Genomic DNA, 24566 nt, shown 5'->3' with positions numbered 1-24566 from the left:
CATGATTACACATATTCAAGGGAAACTTGTTGAAAAGAATTTAACTGATGTTGTAATTGACTGCAATGGTGTGGGCTATCTGATCAATATTTCACTGCACACTTATTCTCAAATTCCTGACGGCGACTTTCTTAAGCTGTATACTTATTTGCAGGTCAAGGATGATTCGCATTCTTTGTTTGGTTTTTCTTCAAAGGCTGAACGTGATATTTTTAAATTGTTGATTTCTGTGAGTGGCGTGGGTTCAAGTACCGCCCGTACCATGTTGTCTTCTCTGACCCCAAAACAGGTGAGGGAGGGAATTGCACATGGTGATGTGGCCTTAATGCAATCCGTTAAGGGTATTGGAGCAAAGACCGCAGCTCGAGTGATTTTGGACTTGAAAGATAAAGTGCTAAAAATATACGATATTGATGATGTTTCTACAATCAAAAACAATACGAACAAAGATGAAGCGTTATCTGCTTTAGAGGTTCTCGGATTTGCACGAAAACAAGCAGAACGTGTTGTCGAGAAAATAGTTAACCATCAACCCGATGCTAATGTAGAGGTCATTATAAAAGAGGCATTAAAAAATTTATAACCGATTTTGAGTACAACCAATCCTAGCTTATCATTATCATTAATACGTTTATGGCTCATAGGCTTGGCTTTGTTTATTGGTCAAATTGGGTTTTCACAGGAAATTCCCTCAACTCAGGATTCTACTAAAACGGGATACACATTGGGCCGTATCAAAATGCCCGATCCCAATAGCATCGTATCCAAGTATACTTACGATCCCAATACTGACCGGTATATCTTTACGCAAACGGTTGGTCGTTTCAATATCAACCATCCCTTAATTCTGACTCCAAAGGAATATCAACAGTTGGTGCTTGAAGAAAACCTAAAGAATTACTACAAGCAAAAAGTTGATGCCGCCGAAGGTAAAAAAGAAGGTACCGAAGATCAACAAAAAAATCTTCTTCCTGAATTTTACGTCAACTCTGGATTCTTTGAAACCCTTTTTGGAGGCAACACTATTGAGGTCATTCCGCAAGGTTCGGTAGAAATGGATTTGGGGGTTTTGTTTACCAAACAGGACAATCCATCCTTTTCACCTCGTAACCGGAGTAATTTCACCTTCGATTTTGATCAACGTATCAGCTTGAGTTTATTGGGAAAAGTGGGCACAAGACTTCAAGTGACGGCTAATTACGATACACAGTCTACTTTTGATTTTCAAAACTTGATCAAGTTGGAATACACACCCACCGAAGACGATATTGTTCGAAAAATTGAAGTGGGAAATGTGAGTATGCCACTCAATAGTTCTTTAATTACGGGAGCTCAAAGTTTGTTTGGTGTCAAAACCGAATTGCAGTTTGGAAAGACCAAAGTAACCGCCGTGTTCTCTGAGCAAAAATCGCAGTCGCGCTCCGTCGTGGCACAAGGTGGTGGGACGCTTGAGGAGTTTTCATTTTATGCACGGGATTATGATGAAAACCGACACTTTTTCCTCGCGCACTATTTCAGGGATCGCTATGATGTCGCCTTAGAAAGGTATCCGCATATCAACAGTAATGTCCAAATTACTCGAATTGAGGTTTGGGTGACCAACAGAAGCAATCAGACCGATAACGTCAGGAATATTGTTGCTTTCCAAGATCTTGGAGAATCGCAACGTGTGGGTTCTACGGTCAATATTTTAAGACCCGGACCACTTCCAGACAATAAAAACAATGGTTTTGACCCGACCAATATTGGTGGTGCAGGTTCAAATTTGACCAGTGCGGTAAGAGATATTACCAGAGTGGAGCAAGGCATCAACATTCCAGCCAATGAAGGTTTTGACTTCGGGAAATTGGAAAACGCCAAAAAATTGACAGAAGGATATGATTATACACTTCAAACCCAATTAGGATATATCTCCTTGAACCAACGTTTACAAAATGATGAGGTTTTGGCCGTGGCCTTCCAATATACTGTCGGCAGTAATGTCTACCAGGTGGGAGAGTTTGCCAATGACGGGGTAGAGGCCACAGGATCGTCAACAGATCCGGTATCGGGAAATACGGTAGTCAACAATAACAATCTTGTGTTAAAGATGTTGAAAAGTGCCATCACAAATGTAAATCAGCCTATTTGGGATTTGATGATGAAAAACATTTACGATTCTGGGGCCTATCAACTGAGTCAGGAAGATTTCAAATTAAACATCTTTTACACCGAATCTTCGGCATTAAATTATATCAAACCAGTTAATGGAACAACGTTTCCGCCGTATGATAATAATACCTCAGATCCTTCTGATGATACAGAAATAACAGAAACCCCATTGATCCGACTTTTTCATTTGGACCGATTGAACTATAACAATGATCCGCAACAAAATGGGGATGGGTTTTTTGATTTTGTTCCGGGGATTACAGTATTGCCCCAAAATGGAAAGATCATTTTTACAAAAGTGGAGCCCTTCGGAAAATATTTATTTGATGTGTTGGCCGATCCTGCTTATCCTACCGATTATAATGATCCAACCTATACCAACCCAAACCAGGAAAAATATGTCTATGACATCCTCTACAAAGGCACAAAAACGGCTGCTTTAGAAGAATCAGAGAAAAATAAATTCCAGTTGAAAGGGCGCTACAAATCTTCAGGTGGTGAAGGGATTGCCATTGGCGCCTTCAATGTGCCACGGGGATCTGTCAAAGTCACTGCTGGTGGACGTGTCCTGGTGGAAGGTGTGGATTATACCGTTAACTATCAATTGGGACGGGTGGAAATTTTAGATCAGGCCTTGAAAGCATCCAATACGCCAATCAATGTTTCTGTTGAGAACAATGCCGTTTTCGGACAACAGACCAAGCGTTTTACTGGGTTGAACGTAGAACATCAATTCAATGAAAACTTTGTATTGGGGGCCACTTTCTTAAACCTTAATGAGCGTCCAATCACCCAAAAATCCAATTATAATTCCGAATCAATCAACAATACCATTTTTGGGTTTAACGGCAATTATTCGACGGAAGTTCCATTCTTGACCCGATTGGCAAACAAATTGCCAAATATTGATACGGATGTTCCTTCCAATCTATCGGTAAGAGGGGAATTTGCCTATTTGCTTCCAGGTGCACCTAAAGGGGCAGATTTTCAGGGTGAAGCCACCGCTTATGTTGATGATTTTGAAGGTTCACAAGGAAGTATCGATTTGTTATCGCCCCAATCCTGGTTTTTATCGAGTAGGCCTAAAAATTTGGGCTTATCGCCTAATGAGGATGATATAGGAATACAAAACGGATTTAACAGGGCACATCTGAATTGGTACACTATAGACCCTATTTTTTATAGTAATCAACGCCCAGGGGGTATAACAGATAATGACGTATCGAACCTTTACACCAGACGGGTGTTTATTGATGAAATTTTCCCAGAACGCGATTTGGTGCAGGGACAGAACACCTATATTCCAACCTTGGATTTGGCTTATTATCCAACCGAAAGAGGTCCTTATAATTTTCAGGAACAAAACATTGATTATCCCAATACCTTAACCCGACCTCAGGATAGTTGGGCAGGAATCACACGGGCCATAACCAGTACCGATTTTGAACAGGCCAATGTTGAGTATATTGAGTTTTGGGTACAGGATCCTTTTCTGGACAACACATCCAATCTTGGTGGGAAGTTGCTTATAAATTTGGGTAATATTTCCGAAGACATTATTAAGGATGGTAAAAAGCAATATGAAAACGGATTGCCTGAAAATGGAGATATCAGCGGGTTACAGGTCACCGATTTTGGAACCGTAGTACCACGCAACCAATCTTTGATTTATGCATTTTCAAGTACGGGACAAAATCGAACCAATCAGGACGTAGGATACGACGGTTTTGATGATGCTGAAGAAATAGCCAGATTCGGATCGCAATTTGGTGCTGACCCATCAAATGACAACTATACGTATTTCCTTCAGGCCGACGGTAATATTTTCGATCGTTATAAGAGGTATAACGGCTCGGAAGGAAATTCGCCAGACATCTTTTCCGATACCAACCGAGGTTCCACAACACAGCCTGATGTAGAGGATATCAACAGAGATAACACAATGAACACCATTGATAGTTATTATGAATATGAAATTGACATTACACGGGCAAGTTTGGACAATCCAAACAATAGTTTGATCAACGACGTTAAAACCAGAAATATCACTTTGCCAAATGGTGATAACCGTGATGTGAGATGGTACCAATTTAGAATTCCGATTGATGCTGCTACACGAGCCATTGGAGGGATTTCTGATATTCGCTCTGTGCGGTTTGCAAGAATGTATCTGAAAGGGTTTTCCCAAACGACGGTTATGCGGTTTGCAACTTTAGATTTGGTAAGAAGTGATTGGAGGCGATATACGCTTGATCTGGACAATAATCCTAACAATAATAGTTCGGATGCTTCATTCAGTGTTGGGGTAGTAGGTTTGCAAGAAAACGAAGGGAATTATGTGCTGCCTCCAGGAGTAGAGTTGGAGCAACTCAACAACAACAATAATATCATCCGACAAAACGAACAGTCTTTGGTGGTTGAGGTATGTGAACTGGAAGGAGATGATTCTCGAGGGGTTTATAAAAATATTAGCATTGACATGCGGCAGTATAAAAAATTGAAAATGTTCATGCATGCTGAAGGATTGGAAGGAAGGACCTTGAACCCTGGTGAAATGATCGGTTTTATCAGGATGGGGAATGATTTCACCCAAAACTTCTATGAGATTCAAGTGTCATTAAACGTTGTTGCCGGGACAGCCCGTGATCAAGTTTGGCCATCTGAAAATGAAATTGACATTAGTTTGGAGATTTTACAAAAAATCAAGGCCTTAGGTATAAGTGATGGTTCTTTGTCCAATCCAGATCCAACCGTTTACAACGTCACGCCATCAGGTCCTGAATTGGCCGCGCCAGGAGATAATTTTGAGGTTGGCCAAACGCGTGTGAGTATAAAGGGAAATCCTAATTTTGGAGATGTCAGGGTACTTATGGTTGGGGTAAAAAACAATACCACAGCTACCTATTTATGTGGAAAAGTTTGGTTTAATGAGCTCCGTCTTTCTGATTTGGATAATGAAGGTGGTTGGGCGGCCATTTTGAGTATGGACTCCAATATTGCCGACTTTGCTGACATTAGTGCCACCGGAAGACAAAGTACAGTAGGTTTTGGAAGTTTGGAGCAACGACCAAATGAGCGCAGTCGTGAGGATGTTATGCAATATGATGTGGTTACCAATGTGAACCTCGGCCAGTTATTACCTAAAAAATGGGGAATTCAATTGCCGTTCAATTATGCTCAAAGTGAAGAGATGATCACCCCAAAATACGATCAATTCTACAATGATTTAACCTTGGATTCTAGGCTTGATGCAGCTAGTTCTTCAGCTGAAAAAGAGCAAATATTAGAACAGTCGGAAGATTACACCAAACGGAAGAGCATCAACTTTATTGGGGTCAGAAAACAACGCACTGGAGACCAGAAACCTCGTTTTTATGATGTGGAGAACTTGACATTCAATTATTCGTATAACAAAGTTGACCACCGGGATTTTGAGATTGAACGCGCCTTAGATCAAAACCTTAGAACCGGCGTTAACTATGCCTATAATTTCAATCCAATCACGATTGAGCCATTCGCAAAAAATGACTCTATTTTTAAAAGCAGATACGCAAAAATCCTGAAAGATTTTAATTTCAATCTTTTGCCTAACAGTTTTACGGTCAATACAGATATTTTACGTCAGTTCAACAAGCAGAAATTTAGAGAGGTCGAACTTGGAGGCAGTAATATCGGACTTGAAGAGTTGTTCCGAAGAAACTACAGATTTGATTTTCAATACGCCATAAATTATAAACTTTCAAAATCGTTGAGTTTGAATTTTTCGGCCAATAATACCAATATCGTCAGAAACTATTTCGTTGATGATATTATTAACGGAAAACAAGATCCTACATTGGATATCTGGGATGGTTTTTTTGATCTGGGCGATCCAAATATCCAAAATCAACAATTACAACTCAATTATGAAATTCCTCTTTATAAGATTCCTACCTTTAGTTTCTTAAAAGCGACCTACTCCTATACGGGCGATTTCCAATGGCAAAAGGGCTCTGATCTGAACAATAATCTGCCATTACTTGATGAAACTACAGGGACTACACGTACTTATAATCTCGGAAACTCAATACAGAACGCCAATACGCATAATATCAATTCCACCTTCAATATGGAAACACTTTACAAATATGTTGGATTGGTAAGAAAGGACGCCAGAAAAACAAGTGCTCAAGGACGAACTGCGGGGCCTCCGGGAATTCAGAGAAGGGGTGAGTCAGCCAACAGAGAAAATGGAGCTAAGCCTGTAGATGAAACGAGCGTTGGCACAAAAGCCTTCAATACTTTTGTAGATATTGCTACTATGGTAAAACGTTTGCAGATCAATTACAGCGAAAATAACGGGACATTTTTACCAGGTTATTTAAGAACACCAGGATTTATCGGTACGCTTAAACCAACCTTTGGCTACACTTTTGGAAGCCAGAGTGATATTAGAGACATGGTGGCAAGAAACGGATGGCTGACCGTCTATCCTGATTTCAACCAACAATATACGGAAGTAACCAACCGTAGCTTGGATGTGTCGGCCAATATTGAAGTCATCAAAGATTTGAAAATCGACCTGATTGGTAGTAGAATGTATTCTGAAAACACCAATGAAAACTTTAATGCAACAGATTCCAATGGTGATGGATTGAGTGATGTGTACAATTCACTGATCACCAATTCCTTTGGTAACTTCAATATTTCAACATCACTTATCAAAACGGCATTTAGCCCAAGTGACGAGACACAGTCGACGGCGTTTGACGACTTTAGAGCCAATCGATTAGTGGTGGCCAGACGCTTGGCCCGTAATTTCTATGGCAACGATACTTATCCAGTAGATACTGAAGGTTATCCTGTTGGGTTTGGTAAAAACAATCAGGCGGTTTTATTGCCAGCTTTTTTATCTGCTTATCAAGGATCTGATGCTGGTAGTGTAAGCTTGAGTGCATTTAGGGATATCCCAATTCCAAATTGGACTTTAAAATATACTGGTTTGATGCGCTTAAAGTGGTTCAAAGACAAATTCAAGCGTTTTTCTGTAACGCATGGCTACCGCTCCGGCTATACCATCAACCAGTTCCGCACCAATCTGGATTATGACGAAAGCAACCCGGCAGAACTCGATCAGGGAGGAAACTTTAAAAATAAAACTTTATTTAGCAATATTAATTTAGAAGAGCAGTTCAGCCCGTTGATGAAATTGGACTTTGAGATGCAGAACTCCGTAAAAATTATGGCAGAAATTAAAAAAGATAGAATTCTGTCTTTAAGTTTTGACAATAATTTGTTAACAGAAATAAAAGGGAACGAATATATATTGGGATTGGGATATCGAATCAAGAATGTGAGAATCCGATCAAAAATGGCTGGTCCTACCCAAATTATTACGGCTGACTTAAACATGATGGCCGATATTTCCGTGCGAGATAACAAAACCATCATTAGATATCTTGATTTGGAAGACAATCAAGTAACCTCAGGACAAACGATATGGAGCCTGAAATATAAGGCAGACTATGCCTTTAGTAAAAACCTGACCGGTATCTTCTATTTTGATTATACGTTTTCTGATTATGCCATCTCAACTGCATTCCCACAAACAACGATCAGATCAGGGATTACCTTGCGATATAATTTCGGGAATTAATTTTGATTAAAGGATTTTAAAAAAGTACATTTGCTTCACTCTAAAATTTATTACAAATGAATATACCAGCACAATTAAAGTACACAAAAGACCATGAATGGATTAGTATTGATGGAGATGTTGCAACTGTAGGAATTACAGATTTTGCTCAGGGCGAATTAGGTGATATTGTCTATGTAGAAGTGGAAACTTTGGATGAGACTTTGGAACGAGATGAGATTTTTGGCACCGTTGAGGCTGTGAAAACAGTTTCCGATTTGTTCTTACCGCTTTCAGGTGAAATAATAGAGTTCAATACTATTCTTGAAGACGAGCCGGAAAAAGTGAATTCAGATCCTTATGGTGAAGGTTGGATGATTAAAATCAAGATTTCAGATCCTTCCGAGGTGGATAATTTACTATCAGCTGATGCTTACAAAAAGGTGATAGGTGCGTAAATTTTGGGCATTGGCCATATTAGTGGTTTACGCCATAGTACTATTAATATTGAGCTTGGTTAGTATTGGTGGCTTTGAAACCTTAGGGTCATCTTTTGATGATAAGATCAATCACTTTGGAGCCTATTTTCTTTTGACCATATTGATTTTTAATTATATCAATACTTTAAACCTAAAAAAGGGCCTTTTTTATGCCTTGATTATTGCCTCAGTCTATGGGATTATAATGGAAGTTCTACAAAAATATTTAACCAATGCAAGAATGTTTGATGTTTATGATATGATTGCGAATGCTTTTGGTGCAATTATTGCAGTACTCTTTGTAATTTTCTATAGAAAGTTAAAGTTAAAATAAATTAATCCCTTGCTTTTTTAACAAATTATTGGTTATTTTAGCATTCCTTAAACACTCAAAGCATATGGAACCGAAAAAAAATGTGAAAGCAGACGTTGGTAGAAATAGTTCTATCTATTTTGCCGTTGGTCTCGCTTTAATGTTATTGCTGACCAATCTGGCCATCAATTACAAAACTTACGATAAATCGGATATTGATATTGGCATGATTAATATGGACGATGAATTGGAAGAAGAAATTCCAATTACTGAACAGTTACAGACACCGCCACCGCCACCGCCACCGCCACCAGTAGCACCGGAGGAGATTGAGATTGTAGAAGATGAGGAAGAAGTTGAAGAAACTGTAATCGAATCTTCAGAAACAAATCAAGAACAAGAAATCGCTAAAGTTGAAGACGTTTTCGTTGAAGAAGCTCCTGAAGAGGATATTGAGGTACCATTTGCAGTAATTGAAAATGTTCCTGTGTTCCCAGGTTGTGAAAAGGAAGTCGGCAATAATGCGAAGAAGCAATGTATGTCTGACAAGATAGCCGAATTTGTGAATAAAAAGTTTAATGTTGATTTGGCTTCAGAGCTTGGTCTTTCCGGAAGACAGCGAATTAATGTGATCTTTAAAATAGATAAGTCTGGAAATATCACAAACGTTCAAGCAAGAGCGCCACATCCAGGTTTAGAGAAAGAAGCACAACGTGTTATTGGATTACTTCCTAAAATGTTGCCTGGAAAACAACGTGGTAAAGCGGTAACCGTACCGTATTCTTTGCCTATTCTTTTCCAAGTGCAAGATTAATATTTGAATCTTAACAAAATAAAACCCTGAAGCGAAAGCTTCGGGGTTTCTTGTTTTTACACTTCTTTTAGGCAGTCGAAATTTCCTATAAGAAAGTATTGGGACAGCATTTAAAAATCCCGTCTAAACAATTTAGACGGGATTTTCGTTTTTGGTACGTTTGTTGTGATTTTATGATATTATTAACATTTTCAATACATGTATTATGAAACATTTAACAAAATCAGGCGATATTGCTGGTCAGAGCAAGGTTCGCAGTGTGAAATCACACAAACATGACGCAAATTTACAAAAGAATTCAACGCTTTATTTCCAGATAGGCCTCATTCTTTGTTTGCTGTTTACCTATGGGCTCTTTGAAATGAAGTTCGTAGCAAAAACCTATGATTTGGCTCAAGTCGAGCCCAGAGATAAGGTTGTTGAAGTGATGCCGATCAACTTCAAATTGGAAAAAGAAGTATTTGAAAAAAAAACCGAATTAAATACTGATATTCTCACCAAGGACCCGATTATTGAAGATCATGATTTTGTTGAAACCTTGCCAACACAGCTATTGACCGAGAGCCCGGCCTTATCAGCGGATCCATTGAATATTCAGGATATCGTGGTTTATAAGAGGGATGATAGTGATGACCTTGATTTAAAGATCTTTAGTACTATAGGTGTTGAAATAGCACCTATTTACCCAGGCTGTGAGTCTGAAAAGAATAATGATGGCCGCTTAAAATGTATGTCCGATAAACTATCAAATCTTGTACAAAAGAAATTTGATAAAGATATGGCCGCAGAACTAGGACTGTCAGGAGTTCAAAAAATAGCTGTCGTTTTTAAAATTGATAAGCATGGAAGTGTTACGGAAATACAAACACGAGCACCACGTCCGGAATTGGAGAGGGAAGCCCAGAGGATTGTGGAACAAATCCCAATCATGATTCCGGGTAAACAAAGAGAACGACCTGTGACGGTCCAATACGTATTGCCTATAATTTTTAAAGTAAACTAGTAAAATAACGTTTATTTTAATAAAACCGCTATCCTTCCTGATAGCGGTTTTTTAGTGGCTAATTTTGAAAAAAACAGTATCTTTCGCCAGTTAAAAAGCTAGTAGCCATCTATGAAGAACTTCTTCTTAATTGTATTTGTCAGTTTTTATCTCAATAGTTTTTCCCAAAATATTGAAATTTACGAAAAACCCCCTGTGTTTGTAGGCTGCGAAAACGAGGCAATCGACAATTTAAAAATCTGCTTCAACACTAAACTCAACCATTATATATTTCAAAACTTCAAAGTGTCACAAGAGGCAATCCAAGACGGTTTTAAAGGCGATGTGAAAGTGCTTTTTGAGGTGGATAAAGAGGGGAGTATAAGCGTTGTGCACGTGGATGCCATCTATGATGCCCTTAGGGATGAAACCAAAAGGGTGTTCCAATCTTTACCCAAAGTTCAGCCCGGAACTTATAATGGAAAGCCTACATTCTATCAGTATTCATTGACCATCAAAATTCCTTTGGTTGATCCTGAATTCATGAAAAATAAAGTTTCGGAAGAACAAGAGCACATTAAGGAGTTTGAGGATCTCAACAAGATCGTTTCCAACGAATTTGATAGCATTACCAAGAATATTGTCACTTATAAAGGACTTGAATACAGCAGTCAATTGAACATTCCCTTCACCCATCAATACTATTCTCGGTTTGATGCCAACATGAATGGTTTGGGAACAAACAGTCATACCGCAGCGAAACCATTTGTATATGAAGATGTTGCTCAATATTATGATTTTAAAGCGGAAAAGGAAACCCTGAAAAAAGGATCGGACGGCTGGTGGAGCAGAAAAATATGGGATGAGCATTTAGTCCAAATTCAGGGAGAAGATTATTGGTTTTCCATTGATCCTGTTTTTGATTTACAGGTGGGTAAGGATACCGATGCCGATTTCAACACCACTTTCAACAATACCAGAGGCGTTTACATTCAAGGAGGCTTGGGCAAAAAGTTCAGTTTTTCTACGTCGGTCTTTGAAAGTCAAGGAAGATTTGCCCAATATTACAACCAGTATGCCGAAAGTTTAAAGGCATTTGGTCCTGATCCTGCCATTGTTCCAGGACGAGGGATAGGGAAACGATTTAAGGACGATGCCTATGATTATCCAGTTGCTGAAGCCTATTTGTCGTATGCACCTGCAAAATTCATAAATTTTCAATTTGGACATGGAAAGAATTTTATAGGAGATGGCTATCGTTCGCTCTTTCAAAGTGATGTGGCCGCCCCGCAGACTTTTTTGAAATTGAACACCAAATTTTGGAAAATAAAATACACCAATACATGGATGTGGCTCCGTGACGTCCGCGATGCTGTAGTTGAAGACAAGGCCTTCCTGACCAAATATATGGCCAATCATTATTTGAGTTGGAATGTATCCAAGCGACTCAATATTGGTCTTTTTGAATCCGTAATGTGGACCGACACCAATGGAAGAGGGTTTGATATTAATTATCTCAACCCCATCATCTTTTTTAGAGCTATTGAATTTGAAGCTGGGCAAGGATCGGGGAATGCCGTTTTGGGAGCGTCGGCAAAATATAAATGGAATAATAAAGTCAATTTATACGGGCAATTTATCTTGGATGAATTTTCGTTAAGCGATGTTAAAGCAGGAGACAAAAGTTGGAAAAATAAATTCGGATACCAATTGGGAGCCAAATATTACGATGCATTCAAGGTTGATAATCTAATGTTACAGTTGGAATATAACCAAGTAAGGCCTTATACGTATTCGCATAATACCATTGTCAATAATTATGGACATAGCAATCAACCCATGGCCCATTTATGGGGAGCCAACTTTAGGGAATTCATCATTATTGGACATTACAATTACCAGCGATGGTTTGCCGATGCCAAATTTATTTTTGGAACACGTGGATTGGATTTTAATGATGGTGCTGACAATTTTAGTTATGGCGGCGACATTTATCGAAATTACAATGAACGTCCATTTGACAAGCATGTGAAGATTGGCCAGGGTAACAAGACCAAAACCTTCAATGCCGAACTGCAGGCAGGCTATATTATAAATCCGGTGAGTCATTTAAAAGTATTTACCAACATCAGTTTTAGAAATTTCAATCCGGAAGCCAATACGGAAACTACCTTTAAAAACAGTACCGCTTGGTTTAATCTTGGGATCAAGACTGATTTGTTCAATTGGTATTTTGACTATTAATAATTCCTGCCAAGGCAGGAATCTCCAATACAGACGTACCATCCTCTAATTTAGAACCTGTCCCTTGAAACTATTTTGAGACAGAAACCTCCTGTACAAAGTCGATTTTTTTAATTAATCTTCAACATTGATCAATGAGAGTTAGTTGTTTAGTCCAAATTGCACCACTTCATCCATATTTTGTCGATGCAAAACACCAACAATGACAGGGCATTTCAGCCTGTCAAATTTTAAAAATACCAACTCAACATCTGCCGTTAGGTTTCAAAAAATCCAATCAGTTCAATGAAACTTATTTATTCTTTAATTGAATTGCTCAAAACCAATTTTCAAAGTATCTTTGCACTCGCATTTACAAGCGTCAAATACAAGACTGATTGGCAACAAAAAAATCTTCTTTACCAAGGGTCTCGGCTATTTCTGATTTTAAGGAAATAACCAAGATGAGACTATCATTGAGTGTCGTGTTTTCAGCAATGGCTGGGTACATGTTGGGTGCAACAACTATTGAAATCGGCACGTTGGTATTGTTGGCATTTGGTGGTTATTTTATGGTTGGTGCTTCCAATATCTATAATCAAATTATTGAGCGGGATCTCGATGCGCTGATGGACCGTACCAAAAACAGACCTATTCCTGCGGGACGCATCTCGGTCAATGCGGCCCTTACCATGGCCATCATCTTTACCATTCTTGGAATTGCTTCCCTATATATAATCAATCCACGCACCGCCATGTATGGTGCTATATCCATATTTTTATACACAAGTGTCTATACTCCGTTAAAAACAAAGACCCCACTATCCGTATTTGCTGGAGCAATACCAGGAGCCATTCCATTTATGTTGGGTTGGGTAGCTGCACGAAATGCTTTCGGAATTGAACCGGGCACCCTGTTCGCTATTCAGTTCTTTTGGCAGTTTCCTCACTTTTGGGCCATTGGATGGTTTTTGTTTGACGATTATAAAAAAGGTGGATTTTTCATGCTTCCAACAGGAAAACGCGATAAAGGTACAGCCACACAAACCGTAATGTACACCATCTGGACGGTCTTAATATCCATCATTCCTGTTTTTGGAGTCACGGGAGATTTAAAATTGTCCATTGTTGCCGCCATTATAGTGTTTGCCATAGGTTTGGGAATGATCTATTACGCATTGCAATTGTATGTTAAAAGAACTGAACTAGCGGCAAAACATCTTATTTTTGCTAGTGTTATATATATCACCTTACTACAGATTGTTTACGTTGCCGATAAATTTATAAGATAATATGGATTTTACAGAAGGAACCTTTGAAGAGAAAAATAACAGAGCGAAAAAAATGATGCTTTGGTTTGGAATTGTGTCGCTTATCATGTCATTTGCAGGATGGACAAGTGCATTTGTCGTGAGCAGTACAAGAGAAGATTGGCTAAGGGATTTTCAATTGCCAAATGCCTTCATCATTAGTACGGTCATGGTGGTGCTGAGTAGTGTCACCTTTGTCTTGGCGCAAAAAGCTCTTAAAAGCAACAACAGGCAAATGACAACAACCTGGCTTTTAGCAACCTTGGTGTTGGGAATTGCGTTCATTACCAATCAGTTTGTTGGCTTTCAACAGATCATTGATATGGGCTATAATTTTACAGGACCTACCAGTAATGTGACCATGTCTTATATTTATTTAATCGCTATGGTACATATTGTGCATGTCCTAGCGGGATTGGTTTGCATTTTAGTCGTAATTTATAATCATTTTAAACAGAAGTATAGCGCCACAGATATGCTCGGTGTGGATCTTGCGGCAACATTTTGGCATTTTATTGATATTCTGTGGGTCTATCTCTTTTTATTTTTATATTTTGTGGGATAATTGTTGGTGTTTTTTCAATTCAAATTAATTGCCAACTGCAGAAAACATTAGTTATAGGGTTTCAAAATTCAATAAGGATGTTTCTTTAGATGAATAAAATGATTATTTTTGTGCAACTTTTTAAACTAAAAAACTAATCACTACATATGGATTCAACTGTCGTGAACACTAGTGCCGAAAACAAGCGTTGGGGCGGAGGTATAGAGCCGTTAAAAGCGAGTTACGGTAAAATGATGATGTGGTTTTTCCTCACTTCAGACTCATTGACCTTTACTGGGTTTTTAGCAGCTTATGGCTTCTCAAGATTTAAATTTGCTGATTCTTGGCCTATAGCCGATGACGTGTTTACCCACGTTCCTTTCATTCACGGTAATTATCCGATGATTTTCGTGGCTTTCATGACATTCATTTTGATCATGTCTTCTGTTACCATGGTATTGGCAGTAGATGCAGGACATCAAATGAAAAAGGCGAAGGTGAGTTTATATATGTTTTTGACGATTTTGGGAGGTTTTATCTTCCTGAGTTCCCAAGCCTATGAGTGGACCACATTTATCAAAGGTGGTTACGGAGCGGTTGGAACCCATGGTGGGAATATCATACAATTTGTGGATGCAAGTGGCGAGCGTGTCGCATTAAAGGATTTTGCGATAGCCGAATCTTCTGATCGTACCCAACATGCACGAAAGGATGGGCTATGGTTTTCTGGTGAAAAGGCCCTTCCAAGTTTTACTTTTGAAGAAGTTCTAGCTGGATTTGAAGCTAATCCGGGTGTATTTGTGAGAACGACCTATACTGCTGAGGATGGCCATAAGACAATTTTATCCCGTAGCGAATCCCTTAGAGAATTAAGAACCAAGGGAAAAAATGTAGTAGAAGGTGCTAATTTGATCCAAAACGAATACGGTCCACCATTATTTGCAAACTATTTTTTCTTCATCACTGGTTTCCACGGATTCCACGTGTCTATAGGTGTCATGTTAAATATTATTATATTCTTTAACGTCCTTATAGGTACTTACGAGCGAAGACGTAGTTATGAAATGGTCGAGAAAGTGGGTTTGTATTGGCATTTTGTTGACTTGGTCTGGGTATTCGTATTTACATTCTTCTACTTAGTATAATTTTAGATAATTTAATTTAAACATGGAAGCATCAGCAGAAACACATAAACTGGCAATATTTAGAGGGTTATTAAAGTTCAAATCCAACAAACAGAAAATATGGGGCGTATTGATCCTTTTGTCTATTGTTACGGCCATTGAAGTTCTTTTGGGAATTTACAAACCAGAAATGTTTATGGGCCAGGTTTTGGGAATGAAGGCCCTTAACTGGATTTTTATAATATTGACCATCGTAAAAGCCTACTATATTACCTGGGATTTCATGCACATGAGAGACGAAACCGCGAGTTTAAGACGAATGGTGGTCTGGACAGCTGTGTTTTTGATTTCCTATATAATCTTTATATTATTACAAGAAGGAGGCTACGTTGAGTATGTCTTTACCAATGGATTTGTTAAGACCGATTTTTAATAGATCTCTTTTTGATAGAACAGTAGGATTTAAGTGTTAAACATAGATAAAAAGACGGTTATATGAACCGTCTTTTTTATTTTTGCACTTGTGTAATTCTGCGTGCATTTATTGATTTAATAGGCACGTTGGAAGAGTGTTAATCGTGCAAATTGTTTTAAATGAATAAAAAACTTGTCAAACGCTATTCAGTTCTCATCATACTGTTTTTTCTCCCCGTGGCGTTTCTTTTGATGCTCTATCCAGCAAAGCATAATTTTATTGCACTCGATGTGATCAAGGAGAATGTAGAGGATATTTCTGGAATCAGCGAATTTGAACTTAAAGACCATATTACGGTACTAGCTTTTTTTGGAAAAACACCAGTGCAGAGTGCCACAGCAGCATCCAATTTAAAGCAATTGATCTATGACAAGTTCAAGGGTTTTAAAAAGTTTCAGATTATTGCCGTTATGGCTCCTGAAGCAGAATCAGAACTTCCGTTGCTTAAGAAGGAAATTGAATCTCATGAAGACCTAAAATATTGGCATTTTGTTTTTTTAGAGGAAGATGACATTTTAGATCTTTTTGAGAGTTTGAAATCAGATCGACCTTTGGATGAGAGCCTCTCTACTTCCAGGGTGTTTATTGTTGATGGAGACCTCAACCAACGTGGACGTTTGGATGATAGGACCGAAATGGAAAGAGAAAGAAATGCCGATGTTTATGATTTAACCTCATACGACTGTGTGGAAGTTGCCATAATAAAAAATAAAATGAGTGAAGATATACGTGTGTTGTTTACAGAGTATAGAGAAAAGCGCAAGGGAAATTATGACTCTTCAACACGACGTGCTAACGAATTAAAAGGTATTACCAATGAGCAAGAAAACTAATTACTCTTACATAGGAGTGTCGTTTATTATACTTCTGTTTGGAATTTACTTTGTGCCAAAAATCATTGATCGCATAAGTAATGACGATATTGTGAGAGATGAAAGCAGAAGTAAGGACATTAATCTGAATCCGAAAAAAAGACCAGGGAACCTTTCCGATTTACAATTTATCGAAATCAACGGGGTGAGAAGAAAAGTGCCCGATTTCAGTTTTACTGATCAAAATGGAAACACCATTTCCAATAAAGATTATGATGGGAAAGTGTATGTGATAGAATTCTTTTTCACAACCTGCCCGAGCATCTGCCCAAAAATGAATGCCAATATGGTGCAGATTCAAAATGCATTTCCAGATGAAAGGAGTTTTGGAATTGCTTCATTTTCCATAACACCCCATATTGACACTCCGGAGGTATTGAAGGCCTACGCAGACAATAATGGGATAACGAGTCCTAATTGGCATTTAATGACTGGAGATGTTGACGAAATTTATAAATTGGCCAATGAAGGCTTCTATCTGTATACGGCCAAAGATGAAAACGCCGAAGGAGGGTTCGAACATTCGGGTAATTTTGCTCTTATCGACAAAAACGGTTTTATCAGATCAAGATCTGATAGTCAAGGTAGCCCGATAATTTACTATAATGGCATCATTTCAGAAGAAGAAAAAGTTGATGAGACAGGAATGGAGCAACAGATTACTTGGTTGAAAGAAGATATTGCAAAGTTGTTAAAAGAATGATGGAAAATAGCAATAGGGCCGCGGAGAAAAAATACAATATTTGGATTGTTATACTTTCAGTTACTATCCCATTGATCGTAGGGGCACTTTTTGGCATCAATTTGCGGGATTTAGGTTATGATGTTGAACCACTGACGTTCTTGCCTCCTATTTATGCGACTATAAATGGGCTGACTGCATTACTCTTGATCATCGCCTTCTGGGCCATTAGGAACAAAAATATAGCACTCCACAAAACTTTGATGACCGCCGCAATAGGTTGTTCGATCGTGTTTTTATTGATGTATATTGCGTATCATATGACGAGCGACTCAACGCCTTATGGTGGTGACGGTATCATGAGATATGTTTATTTTACTATACTTATTTCCCATATATTATTATCCATTATAATCATTCCTTTTGTATTGATTACTTATGTACGCGCCATCACCAATAATATTGAGCGCCATAAAAAAATAGCGCGAATTACCTTTCCAATTTGGTTATACGTTGCGCTTTCAGGAGTGATTGTTTATATTATGATTTCACCTTATTATGTCTAAAATGAAAGTTCGCGTTTTTTTTATTCTGTTTTCACTGTTTACATTTTTCTCGACCAATGCCCAGTGTGCCATGTGTCGTGCAGTGTTGGAAAGTGAAGAAGGGCAGTCTACTGCAAAGGGTGTCAATGACGGTATAGTGTATTTAATGGTTATCCCTTATTTGTTGGTTGCCGGTATGGGATTAGTCATGTACTTGAAATTCTACAAAAAGAAAAAAGTATAAAAAACACGTTTTCTTGTAACAAATCCATTCTTTTTCAGTCTTATTATTATTAATTCAAGATGAGTCTTAACAATTTGTTAATATAATAGGTGTCTTGTTTTATGTAACATTGCAGAAGCAACCGTCTTACTATGATACAAATTAAAGATTTACATAAATCCTACCACATGGGTACGAATTCGCTTCATGTGTTAAAAGGAATTAATTTTAACGTCAAGGAAGGCGAATTAGTATCAATTATGGGATCTTCCGGATCGGGCAAATCAACGCTCTTAAATATTTTGGGCATGTTGGATGAAGCCGATGAAGGATCATATACCTTGGATAATGTCCCAATTAAAAATCTCAATGAAAAAATTGCCGCTAACTACAGAAACAAATTCTTAGGTTTTATTTTTCAATCCTTTAATCTTATCAATTATAAGTCGGCTTTAGATAATGTAGCACTACCATTGTATTACCAAGGCGTCAACCGTAAAGACCGTATTGAAAAAGCAATGCATTATCTGGATAAAGTGGGGTTGGCACCATGGTCCCACCATCTGCCTAACGAGTTATCCGGTGGACAAAAACAACGTGTGGCCATTGCAAGAGCCTTGGCAAGTGATCCTAAAGTATTGCTGGCTGACGAGCCTACCGGAGCTTTGGATACCAAGACATCAAATGAGGTCATGGAACTTATCCAAGGTATCAATGATGAAGGAAAGACCATTTTATTGGTTACTCATGAGCCTGATATTGCTCGAATGACCAAACGTATTGTCAACTTGAAGGATGGGGTCATTATTGATGATAATTTCGTTGAACAAGTTAGAGCTAATCAGTATGTTTAATATTGAACGTTGGCAGGAAATTTTTGAGAGCTTAAGTAAAAATAAACTCCGGACCTTTTTAACTGGTCTATCCGTTGCATCTGGTATCTTTATATTGGTCATTCTATTAGGGTTCAGCTCTGGGATTCAAAATGGAGTCACCTCACAATTTGAAAGGGATGCTGCCAATAGCATTTCGGTTTGGACAGGCGTTACCACCAAAGAATATAAAGGATTAAATCCTGGACGACGAATTCAGCTCAAAAATCAAGACTTCAATGATATTGTGGATAAATACGACGACCACTTAGAATTTAAATCGCCGTTTTATACCATTTGGGGCGGGTTGGTCAACTATAAAAATGAATCTGGAAATTATAGAATCCAAGGCGTTTTACCCGATAACCAATTCATTGAAAATGCAGATATCAGTCAGGGCCGTTTTTTAAATCATTCTGATGTGGTGGGAGCAAAGAAGGTGGCCGTTATCGGAAATAAAGTGAGTCAGGATCTATTTAAAGGTCAAGATCCCATCAATAAGGACATTTCCCTTTATGGAATAAATTTTAAAGTTATAGGCGTCTTTTACGATCCGGGTGGAGAACGGGATGAAAGTAAAGTAATGATGCCCATTACTACAGCCCAAAAAGCATTTAACGGCGGAAATAATATCAGAAATATGACCTATACCGTGAAGATGTCCGATAATTTTGACGAGGCCGTAAAACTATCCGAACAAATTTCACTAGGCATTGAAAACGATTTAAAACAAACACATATAATTGCCCCGGACGATATCAGCGCGATTAATGTAAATAACACCTTGGAAGAAGCAAGAAAAATCTACTCCCTTGTGGATACCATAAAAGCAGTATTTTGGTTTGTTGGAATTGGGACTATAATTGCGGGTATTGTTGGGGTAGGGAATATTATGCTTATCATAGTTAAGGAGCGTACCAAGGAAATTGGTATTCGTAAGGCTCTGGGGGCGGTCCCTATGTCTATAGTTGGGATGATTTTACAGGAATCTATTTTTGTGACTATGTTCTCAGGACTTTTTGGGCTTATCGCCGGACTGGGCCTTCTGGAAGTCATCGGCCCACTTATAGAAAGCGACTTTATTAAATATCCGCAAGTGGACTTCAATACGGCATTGATCACAGTTTTTGTGTTGGTGTCTGCAGGTGCTATTGCGGGATTTATTCCAGCTTACCGTGCCGCCAAAATTAAACCTATAATAGCACTAAGAGACGAATAATATGTTCAGCAAAGACCGATGGGACGAAATATTGGAAGCTTTAAATGCAAATAAGTTCAGAACTTTACTGACAGCATTTGGTGTGTTTTGGGGCATCACCATTTTGGTGCTGTTATTGGCTTTGACCAATGGTCTTAAAAACGGCGTAACTGCCGGCTTCGGTAATTTTGCTACGAATTCCATGTTTATCTGGACCCAACAAACCTCCAAGCCCTATAAAGGCTTGCCTAAAGGACGCCGTTTCAATTTTAAGTTGGACGATGTGGCCAGTTTAAAAAATGATTTCCCACAACTCAAGTATGTATCACCACGAAATCAGTTAGGGGGCTATAGCGGTGCCAATAATGTTGTTAGAGGTACAAAGACCGGAGCTTTTCAGGTCAATGGCGATTATCCGGAATTTATCAAACAGCAACCAATGGATATTATTCAAGGTCGTTTTGTGAGCTATTCTGATATTAATGCCAAACGAAAGGTTTGTGTTATTGGAACAGGTGTGGTGAAGAGTTTATACGATAAGAATGAAGAAACTTTAGGGACTTATATAAAGATCAATGGTGTTAATTTTATGGTGATCGGAACCTTTAAGGTGAGCAATAGCCAAGGCGATAAGGAAGAAGAAGCCAATACTATTTTTGTCCCTTTTACCTCATTTGGACAGGCTTTCAATTTTGCGGATAATGTCGGTTGGTTGGCACTTACGGCCAATGATGGTACAAATATTACAACGCTTAAACCACAGTTGCTTGAGAGTCTAAAGAACAGGCATAAAGTACATCCTGAAGATGATCGGGCGATTGGCAATTTTGATCTTTCTGAAGCGTTTGGGCGGGTCAATGGCCTATTCTCCATTCTTAGCTTTGTGGGTTATTTTGTGGGCGCACTTGTCTTAATGTCAGGAATTATTGGTATTAGCAATATTATGCTCATAGTGGTAAAGGAACGAACTAAAGAAATTGGAGTCCGAAGAGCTTTAGGTGCTACTCCGTGGATCATAAAGTCGCAAGTTTTGCAAGAAAGTTTAATACTTACAATTTTATCTGGAATGGTAGGTATTTCTTTTGCGGCCGCTGTCATATGGGGGCTTAACTACGCATTGGATATGAATGGGCCTGTTGAGAACTTTGCTAACCCAAGCGTGAGTATGTCAGTTGTTTTTATCGCGCTGTTCATACTCGTAGTGTCGGGGTTGCTGGCAGGACTGATACCTGCCAATAGTGCCACTAAAATGAAACCCGTGGACGCATTAAGAATGGAATAAAACAAAAAAATTATCAAGTGGACCACCTCCGAAATATGAGAGTATTTATTCCAAAACGTCTTGAGGTGCACCATTTGACCACTAAAAAACAATAACTAATATCAAATGAACCACCTCCGAAATAGGAGAGTATTTACTCCTAAACGTCTTGAGGTGCACCATTTGACCCATAAAAAAACAATAACTAATATCAAATGAAAAGAACAAAAACCGTCATTATTTTAGGACTTATCGTTGCAGTGTTTGCAATAGCCTTGATTTATTTGTGGAGAAAAAACCAGGAAGATCCTATAACCTATACTACGGAAACTCCGGTTGAACAGACTATTGTTGTAAAAACTGTGGCTACGGGAAACATTGTCCCTAAGGATGAAGTGCTGATTAAATCGAATATTTCTGGAGTGATCGAAGAAGTGTTTATAGAAGCTGGCGAGTATGTAAAAGCTGGCGATTTGATTGCACAAATTCGTGTGATTCCCAATGTGTCCTCCTTATCAAGCGCTAGGAATAATATTTCTTCAAGTCAAACTGCCTTACAAACTGCTAAAATCAATTTGCAGACCCAACAAACTAATTATGACCGGCAAAAAGCATTGTTTGAAAAAGGTGTCATTTCGGCCAACGATTTTGAAGGGATCAAAAACACCTATTTACAGACAAAGCAAAGTGTGGAACAGGCAGAAATCAATTTAAATTCTGCACGTCAGAATTATGATATTGTCAAAACAGGAACGACCAGTGGATTGGGCAATATAGCGCAGACCCAAGTTAGGGCGACCGTATCAGGAATGGTGTTGGACGTGCCGGTTAAGGAAGGGAATCAGGTTATTGAAGCCAATAATTTTAATGAAGGAACCTCAATTGCTTCATTGGCTGATGTTAAAAAAATGATTTTTGAAGGTAAAGTCGATGAAAGTGAAGTCGGCAAAATTAAAGAGGGCCTGCCACTTGAAATCACTGTTGGAGCCATTGAAGACAAGAAATTTGATGCCATATTGGACTATATCGCGCCAAAAGGAGTTGTTGAAAATGGAGCTATTCAATTTGAGATCAAAGGCACACTAAAGTCTATTGATTCTACTTTTATCAGGGCAGGTTTAAGCGCTAATGCCTCCATCATTCTGGAAAGAGCAGAGAATGTGTTGGCAATCAACGAAGCTTTGGTTCAATTTGATCCACAAACGCAAAAGCCCTTTGTTGAAGTAATGGTTGGAGAACAGAAGTTTGAGCGCAGAGATCTTGAATTGGGAATTAGCGATGGCATCTTTGTACAAGTCAAAAATGGCATTGGTAAATCAGACAAAATAAAGGTCTGGAATCAAATTCAAGGTATTCCTGCTTATGCTAAAAGCAAATAATCCATTTTAGGTGTAACACTTTAAATAATCGATAGACTTATATTTTAATTATGAAAAAATCAATTCTTATAGTCCTTGTCCTAATAACAGTAACTTCACAGGCACAAGTAAAAAAATGGACACTCAAAGAATGTGTGGCCCATGCTTTGGAAAACAATATCTCGGTAAAGCAGAGTTTGTTGGACCTGGAGCTGACGGATATCGAAAATTTACAGGCTGTTGGCAATTTTATGCCTCAAGTCAGCATGGGCGCAAATGTTTCGGAAAACACGGGTTTAGGTTTTAACCCATTGACCAATAATGCCCAAACCACAACGTTTTTATCTGCTTCCGGTAGGGTGAGCGTTGGCTATACATTATTTGACGGACTTAGGAATTTTAAAGAACTACAGCGCGCTAAAATTTCAAAAATGGCAGCTCAGTTTCGATTGACCAAAATGGAGGATGATATTTCTTTGTTTGTGGCCAACAATTACCTTCAAGTTATTCTTAATAAGGCAAATCTCAAGGTACTCACGTCGCAAAACACAATAACCCAAGATCAGTTGAAAAGAACACAAGAGCTCGTTGATGCAGGTGTATTGCCAGAAGGAGACATTCTTGAAATTAGGGCCAATGACGCCAGTGAAAGACAAGCCATTGTCAATGCTGAAAACGCGGTTCAGGTGTCATTGATCAGTTTGGCTCAATTGTTATTGATTAAGGATTACCAAAATTTTGATATCGAAGATGAGGGTTATGATATTGTCGATGAAGGAATCGCAAAGAAAAACGTTTATGAAGTCATTGAAAAAGCAAAAGAAAATAGAGCCGAGATCAAAATTGCCGAACAAAATGTGGCATTGGCCGAGAAAGATGTCCAGATAGCCAAAAGTGCTTACTACCCGACACTTTCTGCTTTCTTTGGATATGACACGAGATTTTCAAACTCTGCTTCTTTCATTCAGGATGTTGATCCAAATAATCCTATAATTATAAAAGAGATAGGGGTTGTTGAAGATACAGGGCAATCTGTTATTGGAGAATTTCCAAACACCATTACCCGAAAGGTAGGTGCAGATCCATTTATAGATCAATTGTCGCAAAATGATGGTATTTCTTATGGTCTTTCTTTAAATATTCCAATTCTTAATGGATTTTCAGTTAAAAGCAATGTCAAAAGAAATCAGATTAATTTGGAGAGAAGTAAAAACCAGTTGGAGCAGGCCCAATTAGATTTGGAATCGACAGTCTATCAAGCTTATGTAGATGCTAGAGGGGCCCTTAAGTCTTATGAAGCTGCTGAGTCTGCTTTGGAATCACAAGAATTGGCTTATAATTACGCCAAAGAACGCTATGATGTAGGGTTTACCAATGCTTTTGAGTTTAGCCAATCAAAAGTGAAATTTGATAATGCACAAATTGAGCTCAATCGGGCTAAATATGACTATATTTTCAAATTAAAGGTACTTGAACTATATTTTGGAATTCCTGCGATGGAATTAAAATTTTAATGATAGTTGATC

20 protein-coding genes are annotated in these 24566 nt (G+C 38.4%); all 20 read left to right on the top strand.

What is annotated here, in order from left to right; translation table 11 throughout:
* Nucleotide 1: 1 nt before the first annotated feature.
* The 20 genes from ruvA (at nt 2) to G6N06_RS15705 (ending at nt 24554) form a co-directional block, all read left to right on the top strand.
* Nucleotides 2-583 carry a Holliday junction branch migration protein RuvA gene (gene ruvA, locus G6N06_RS15800; RefSeq protein ID WP_163517755.1) on the top strand — a complete coding sequence of 194 codons (582 nt, stop codon included), beginning with the start codon at nt 2-4 and terminating at the stop codon, nt 581-583.
* Between the two features lie 6 nt (nt 584-589).
* Complete coding sequence (sov, locus tag G6N06_RS15795) at nt 590-7786, top strand: T9SS outer membrane translocon Sov/SprA (RefSeq protein ID WP_240338085.1); 7197 nt, start codon at nt 590-592, stop codon at nt 7784-7786.
* 56 nt (nt 7787-7842) lie between these two features.
* The gene (gcvH, locus tag G6N06_RS15790; protein ID WP_163517754.1) at nt 7843-8223 is read left to right on the top strand and encodes a glycine cleavage system protein GcvH; all 381 of its coding nucleotides are present in this window, start codon (nt 7843-7845) and stop codon (nt 8221-8223) included.
* Nucleotides 8216-8578, top strand: a complete 363-nt coding sequence (locus G6N06_RS15785) for a VanZ family protein (RefSeq protein ID WP_163517753.1) — start codon at nt 8216-8218, stop codon at nt 8576-8578. The genes gcvH and G6N06_RS15785 overlap by 8 nt, the downstream gene beginning before the upstream one ends.
* A gap of 64 nt (nt 8579-8642) precedes the next feature.
* A complete protein-coding gene (locus tag G6N06_RS15780) occupies nt 8643-9371 on the top strand; it encodes an energy transducer TonB (RefSeq protein WP_163517752.1) in 729 nt (242 codons plus the stop codon).
* A 205-nt stretch (nt 9372-9576) separates the two neighbouring features.
* Nucleotides 9577-10374 (top strand): energy transducer TonB, encoded by a 798-nt coding sequence (locus tag G6N06_RS15775; RefSeq protein ID WP_163517751.1) that lies wholly within the window; start codon nt 9577-9579, stop codon nt 10372-10374.
* 111 nt (nt 10375-10485) lie between these two features.
* Nucleotides 10486-12597, top strand: a complete 2112-nt coding sequence (remB, locus tag G6N06_RS15770) for a gliding motility outer membrane protein RemB (RefSeq protein ID WP_163517750.1) — start codon at nt 10486-10488, stop codon at nt 12595-12597.
* A gap of 377 nt (nt 12598-12974) precedes the next feature.
* Nucleotides 12975-13868 carry a heme o synthase gene (gene cyoE / locus G6N06_RS15765; RefSeq protein WP_163517749.1) on the top strand — a complete coding sequence of 298 codons (894 nt, stop codon included), beginning with the start codon at nt 12975-12977 and terminating at the stop codon, nt 13866-13868.
* A 1-nt stretch (nt 13869) separates the two neighbouring features.
* Nucleotides 13870-14451 carry a cytochrome c oxidase subunit 3 gene (locus tag G6N06_RS15760; RefSeq protein WP_163517748.1) on the top strand — a complete coding sequence of 194 codons (582 nt, stop codon included), beginning with the start codon at nt 13870-13872 and terminating at the stop codon, nt 14449-14451.
* A 146-nt stretch (nt 14452-14597) separates the two neighbouring features.
* The gene (locus G6N06_RS15755) at nt 14598-15575 is read left to right on the top strand and encodes a cytochrome c oxidase subunit 3 (protein WP_163517747.1); all 978 of its coding nucleotides are present in this window, start codon (nt 14598-14600) and stop codon (nt 15573-15575) included.
* A 22-nt stretch (nt 15576-15597) separates the two neighbouring features.
* Nucleotides 15598-15987, top strand: a complete 390-nt coding sequence (locus G6N06_RS15750; RefSeq protein WP_163517746.1) for a cytochrome C oxidase subunit IV family protein — start codon at nt 15598-15600, stop codon at nt 15985-15987.
* 161 nt (nt 15988-16148) lie between these two features.
* The gene (locus tag G6N06_RS15745; RefSeq protein ID WP_163517745.1) at nt 16149-16862 is read left to right on the top strand and encodes a hypothetical protein; all 714 of its coding nucleotides are present in this window, start codon (nt 16149-16151) and stop codon (nt 16860-16862) included.
* Nucleotides 16846-17604, top strand: coding sequence for an SCO family protein (locus tag G6N06_RS15740; RefSeq protein ID WP_163517744.1), 759 nt, complete (start codon nt 16846-16848; stop codon nt 17602-17604). Before G6N06_RS15745 ends, G6N06_RS15740 begins: the two co-directional genes overlap by 17 nt.
* The gene (locus G6N06_RS15735) at nt 17604-18149 is read left to right on the top strand and encodes a DUF420 domain-containing protein (protein WP_163517782.1); all 546 of its coding nucleotides are present in this window, start codon (nt 17604-17606) and stop codon (nt 18147-18149) included. The genes G6N06_RS15740 and G6N06_RS15735 overlap by 1 nt, the downstream gene beginning before the upstream one ends.
* Nucleotide 18150: 1 nt before the next feature.
* A complete protein-coding gene (locus G6N06_RS15730) occupies nt 18151-18372 on the top strand; it encodes a CAMCR motif-containing small membrane protein (protein WP_163517743.1) in 222 nt (73 codons plus the stop codon).
* Nucleotides 18373-18503: 131 nt separating this feature from the next.
* Nucleotides 18504-19205 carry an ABC transporter ATP-binding protein gene (locus G6N06_RS15725; RefSeq protein WP_163517742.1) on the top strand — a complete coding sequence of 234 codons (702 nt, stop codon included), beginning with the start codon at nt 18504-18506 and terminating at the stop codon, nt 19203-19205.
* Nucleotides 19198-20442 carry an ABC transporter permease gene (locus G6N06_RS15720; RefSeq protein WP_163517741.1) on the top strand — a complete coding sequence of 415 codons (1245 nt, stop codon included), beginning with the start codon at nt 19198-19200 and terminating at the stop codon, nt 20440-20442. The genes G6N06_RS15725 and G6N06_RS15720 overlap by 8 nt, the downstream gene beginning before the upstream one ends.
* Before the next feature lies 1 nt (nt 20443).
* A complete protein-coding gene (locus G6N06_RS15715; protein ID WP_163517740.1) occupies nt 20444-21703 on the top strand; it encodes an ABC transporter permease in 1260 nt (419 codons plus the stop codon).
* Nucleotides 21704-21897: 194 nt separating this feature from the next.
* Nucleotides 21898-23061 (top strand): efflux RND transporter periplasmic adaptor subunit, encoded by a 1164-nt coding sequence (locus G6N06_RS15710; protein WP_163517739.1) that lies wholly within the window; start codon nt 21898-21900, stop codon nt 23059-23061.
* A 50-nt stretch (nt 23062-23111) separates the two neighbouring features.
* Complete coding sequence (locus G6N06_RS15705; RefSeq protein WP_163517738.1) at nt 23112-24554, top strand: TolC family protein; 1443 nt, start codon at nt 23112-23114, stop codon at nt 24552-24554.
* The last annotated feature ends 12 nt before the right edge of the window (nt 24555-24566 follow it).

Origin of the sequence: Gelidibacter japonicus, assembly GCF_010725055.1 — a bacterium.
Taxonomy (GTDB): domain Bacteria; phylum Bacteroidota; class Bacteroidia; order Flavobacteriales; family Flavobacteriaceae; genus Gelidibacter; species Gelidibacter japonicus.
The sequence above is the reverse complement of the archived record's forward strand: the minus strand, read 5'-3'. Positions and strand labels throughout refer to the sequence as shown.

What these genes read in the sequence shown, in the direction of transcription:
- ruvA (WP_163517755.1), top strand. Translation starts at nt 2, where the DNA reads ATGATTACACATATTCAAGGGAAACTTGTTGAAAAGAATTTAACTGAT.
- gcvH (WP_163517754.1), top strand. Translation starts at nt 7,843, where the DNA reads ATGAATATACCAGCACAATTAAAGTACACAAAAGACCATGAATGGATT.
- G6N06_RS15780 (WP_163517752.1), top strand. Translation starts at nt 8,643, where the DNA reads ATGGAACCGAAAAAAAATGTGAAAGCAGACGTTGGTAGAAATAGTTCT.
- G6N06_RS15775 (WP_163517751.1), top strand. Translation starts at nt 9,577, where the DNA reads ATGAAACATTTAACAAAATCAGGCGATATTGCTGGTCAGAGCAAGGTT.
- remB (WP_163517750.1), top strand. Translation starts at nt 10,486, where the DNA reads ATGAAGAACTTCTTCTTAATTGTATTTGTCAGTTTTTATCTCAATAGT.
- G6N06_RS15760 (WP_163517748.1), top strand. Translation starts at nt 13,870, where the DNA reads ATGGATTTTACAGAAGGAACCTTTGAAGAGAAAAATAACAGAGCGAAA.
- G6N06_RS15755 (WP_163517747.1), top strand. Translation starts at nt 14,598, where the DNA reads ATGGATTCAACTGTCGTGAACACTAGTGCCGAAAACAAGCGTTGGGGC.
- G6N06_RS15750 (WP_163517746.1), top strand. Translation starts at nt 15,598, where the DNA reads ATGGAAGCATCAGCAGAAACACATAAACTGGCAATATTTAGAGGGTTA.
- G6N06_RS15745 (WP_163517745.1), top strand. Translation starts at nt 16,149, where the DNA reads ATGAATAAAAAACTTGTCAAACGCTATTCAGTTCTCATCATACTGTTT.
- G6N06_RS15740 (WP_163517744.1), top strand. Translation starts at nt 16,846, where the DNA reads ATGAGCAAGAAAACTAATTACTCTTACATAGGAGTGTCGTTTATTATA.
- G6N06_RS15735 (WP_163517782.1), top strand. Translation starts at nt 17,604, where the DNA reads ATGGAAAATAGCAATAGGGCCGCGGAGAAAAAATACAATATTTGGATT.
- G6N06_RS15730 (WP_163517743.1), top strand. Translation starts at nt 18,151, where the DNA reads ATGAAAGTTCGCGTTTTTTTTATTCTGTTTTCACTGTTTACATTTTTC.
- G6N06_RS15725 (WP_163517742.1), top strand. Translation starts at nt 18,504, where the DNA reads ATGATACAAATTAAAGATTTACATAAATCCTACCACATGGGTACGAAT.
- G6N06_RS15720 (WP_163517741.1), top strand. Translation starts at nt 19,198, where the DNA reads ATGTTTAATATTGAACGTTGGCAGGAAATTTTTGAGAGCTTAAGTAAA.
- G6N06_RS15715 (WP_163517740.1), top strand. Translation starts at nt 20,444, where the DNA reads ATGTTCAGCAAAGACCGATGGGACGAAATATTGGAAGCTTTAAATGCA.
- G6N06_RS15710 (WP_163517739.1), top strand. Translation starts at nt 21,898, where the DNA reads ATGAAAAGAACAAAAACCGTCATTATTTTAGGACTTATCGTTGCAGTG.
- G6N06_RS15705 (WP_163517738.1), top strand. Translation starts at nt 23,112, where the DNA reads ATGAAAAAATCAATTCTTATAGTCCTTGTCCTAATAACAGTAACTTCA.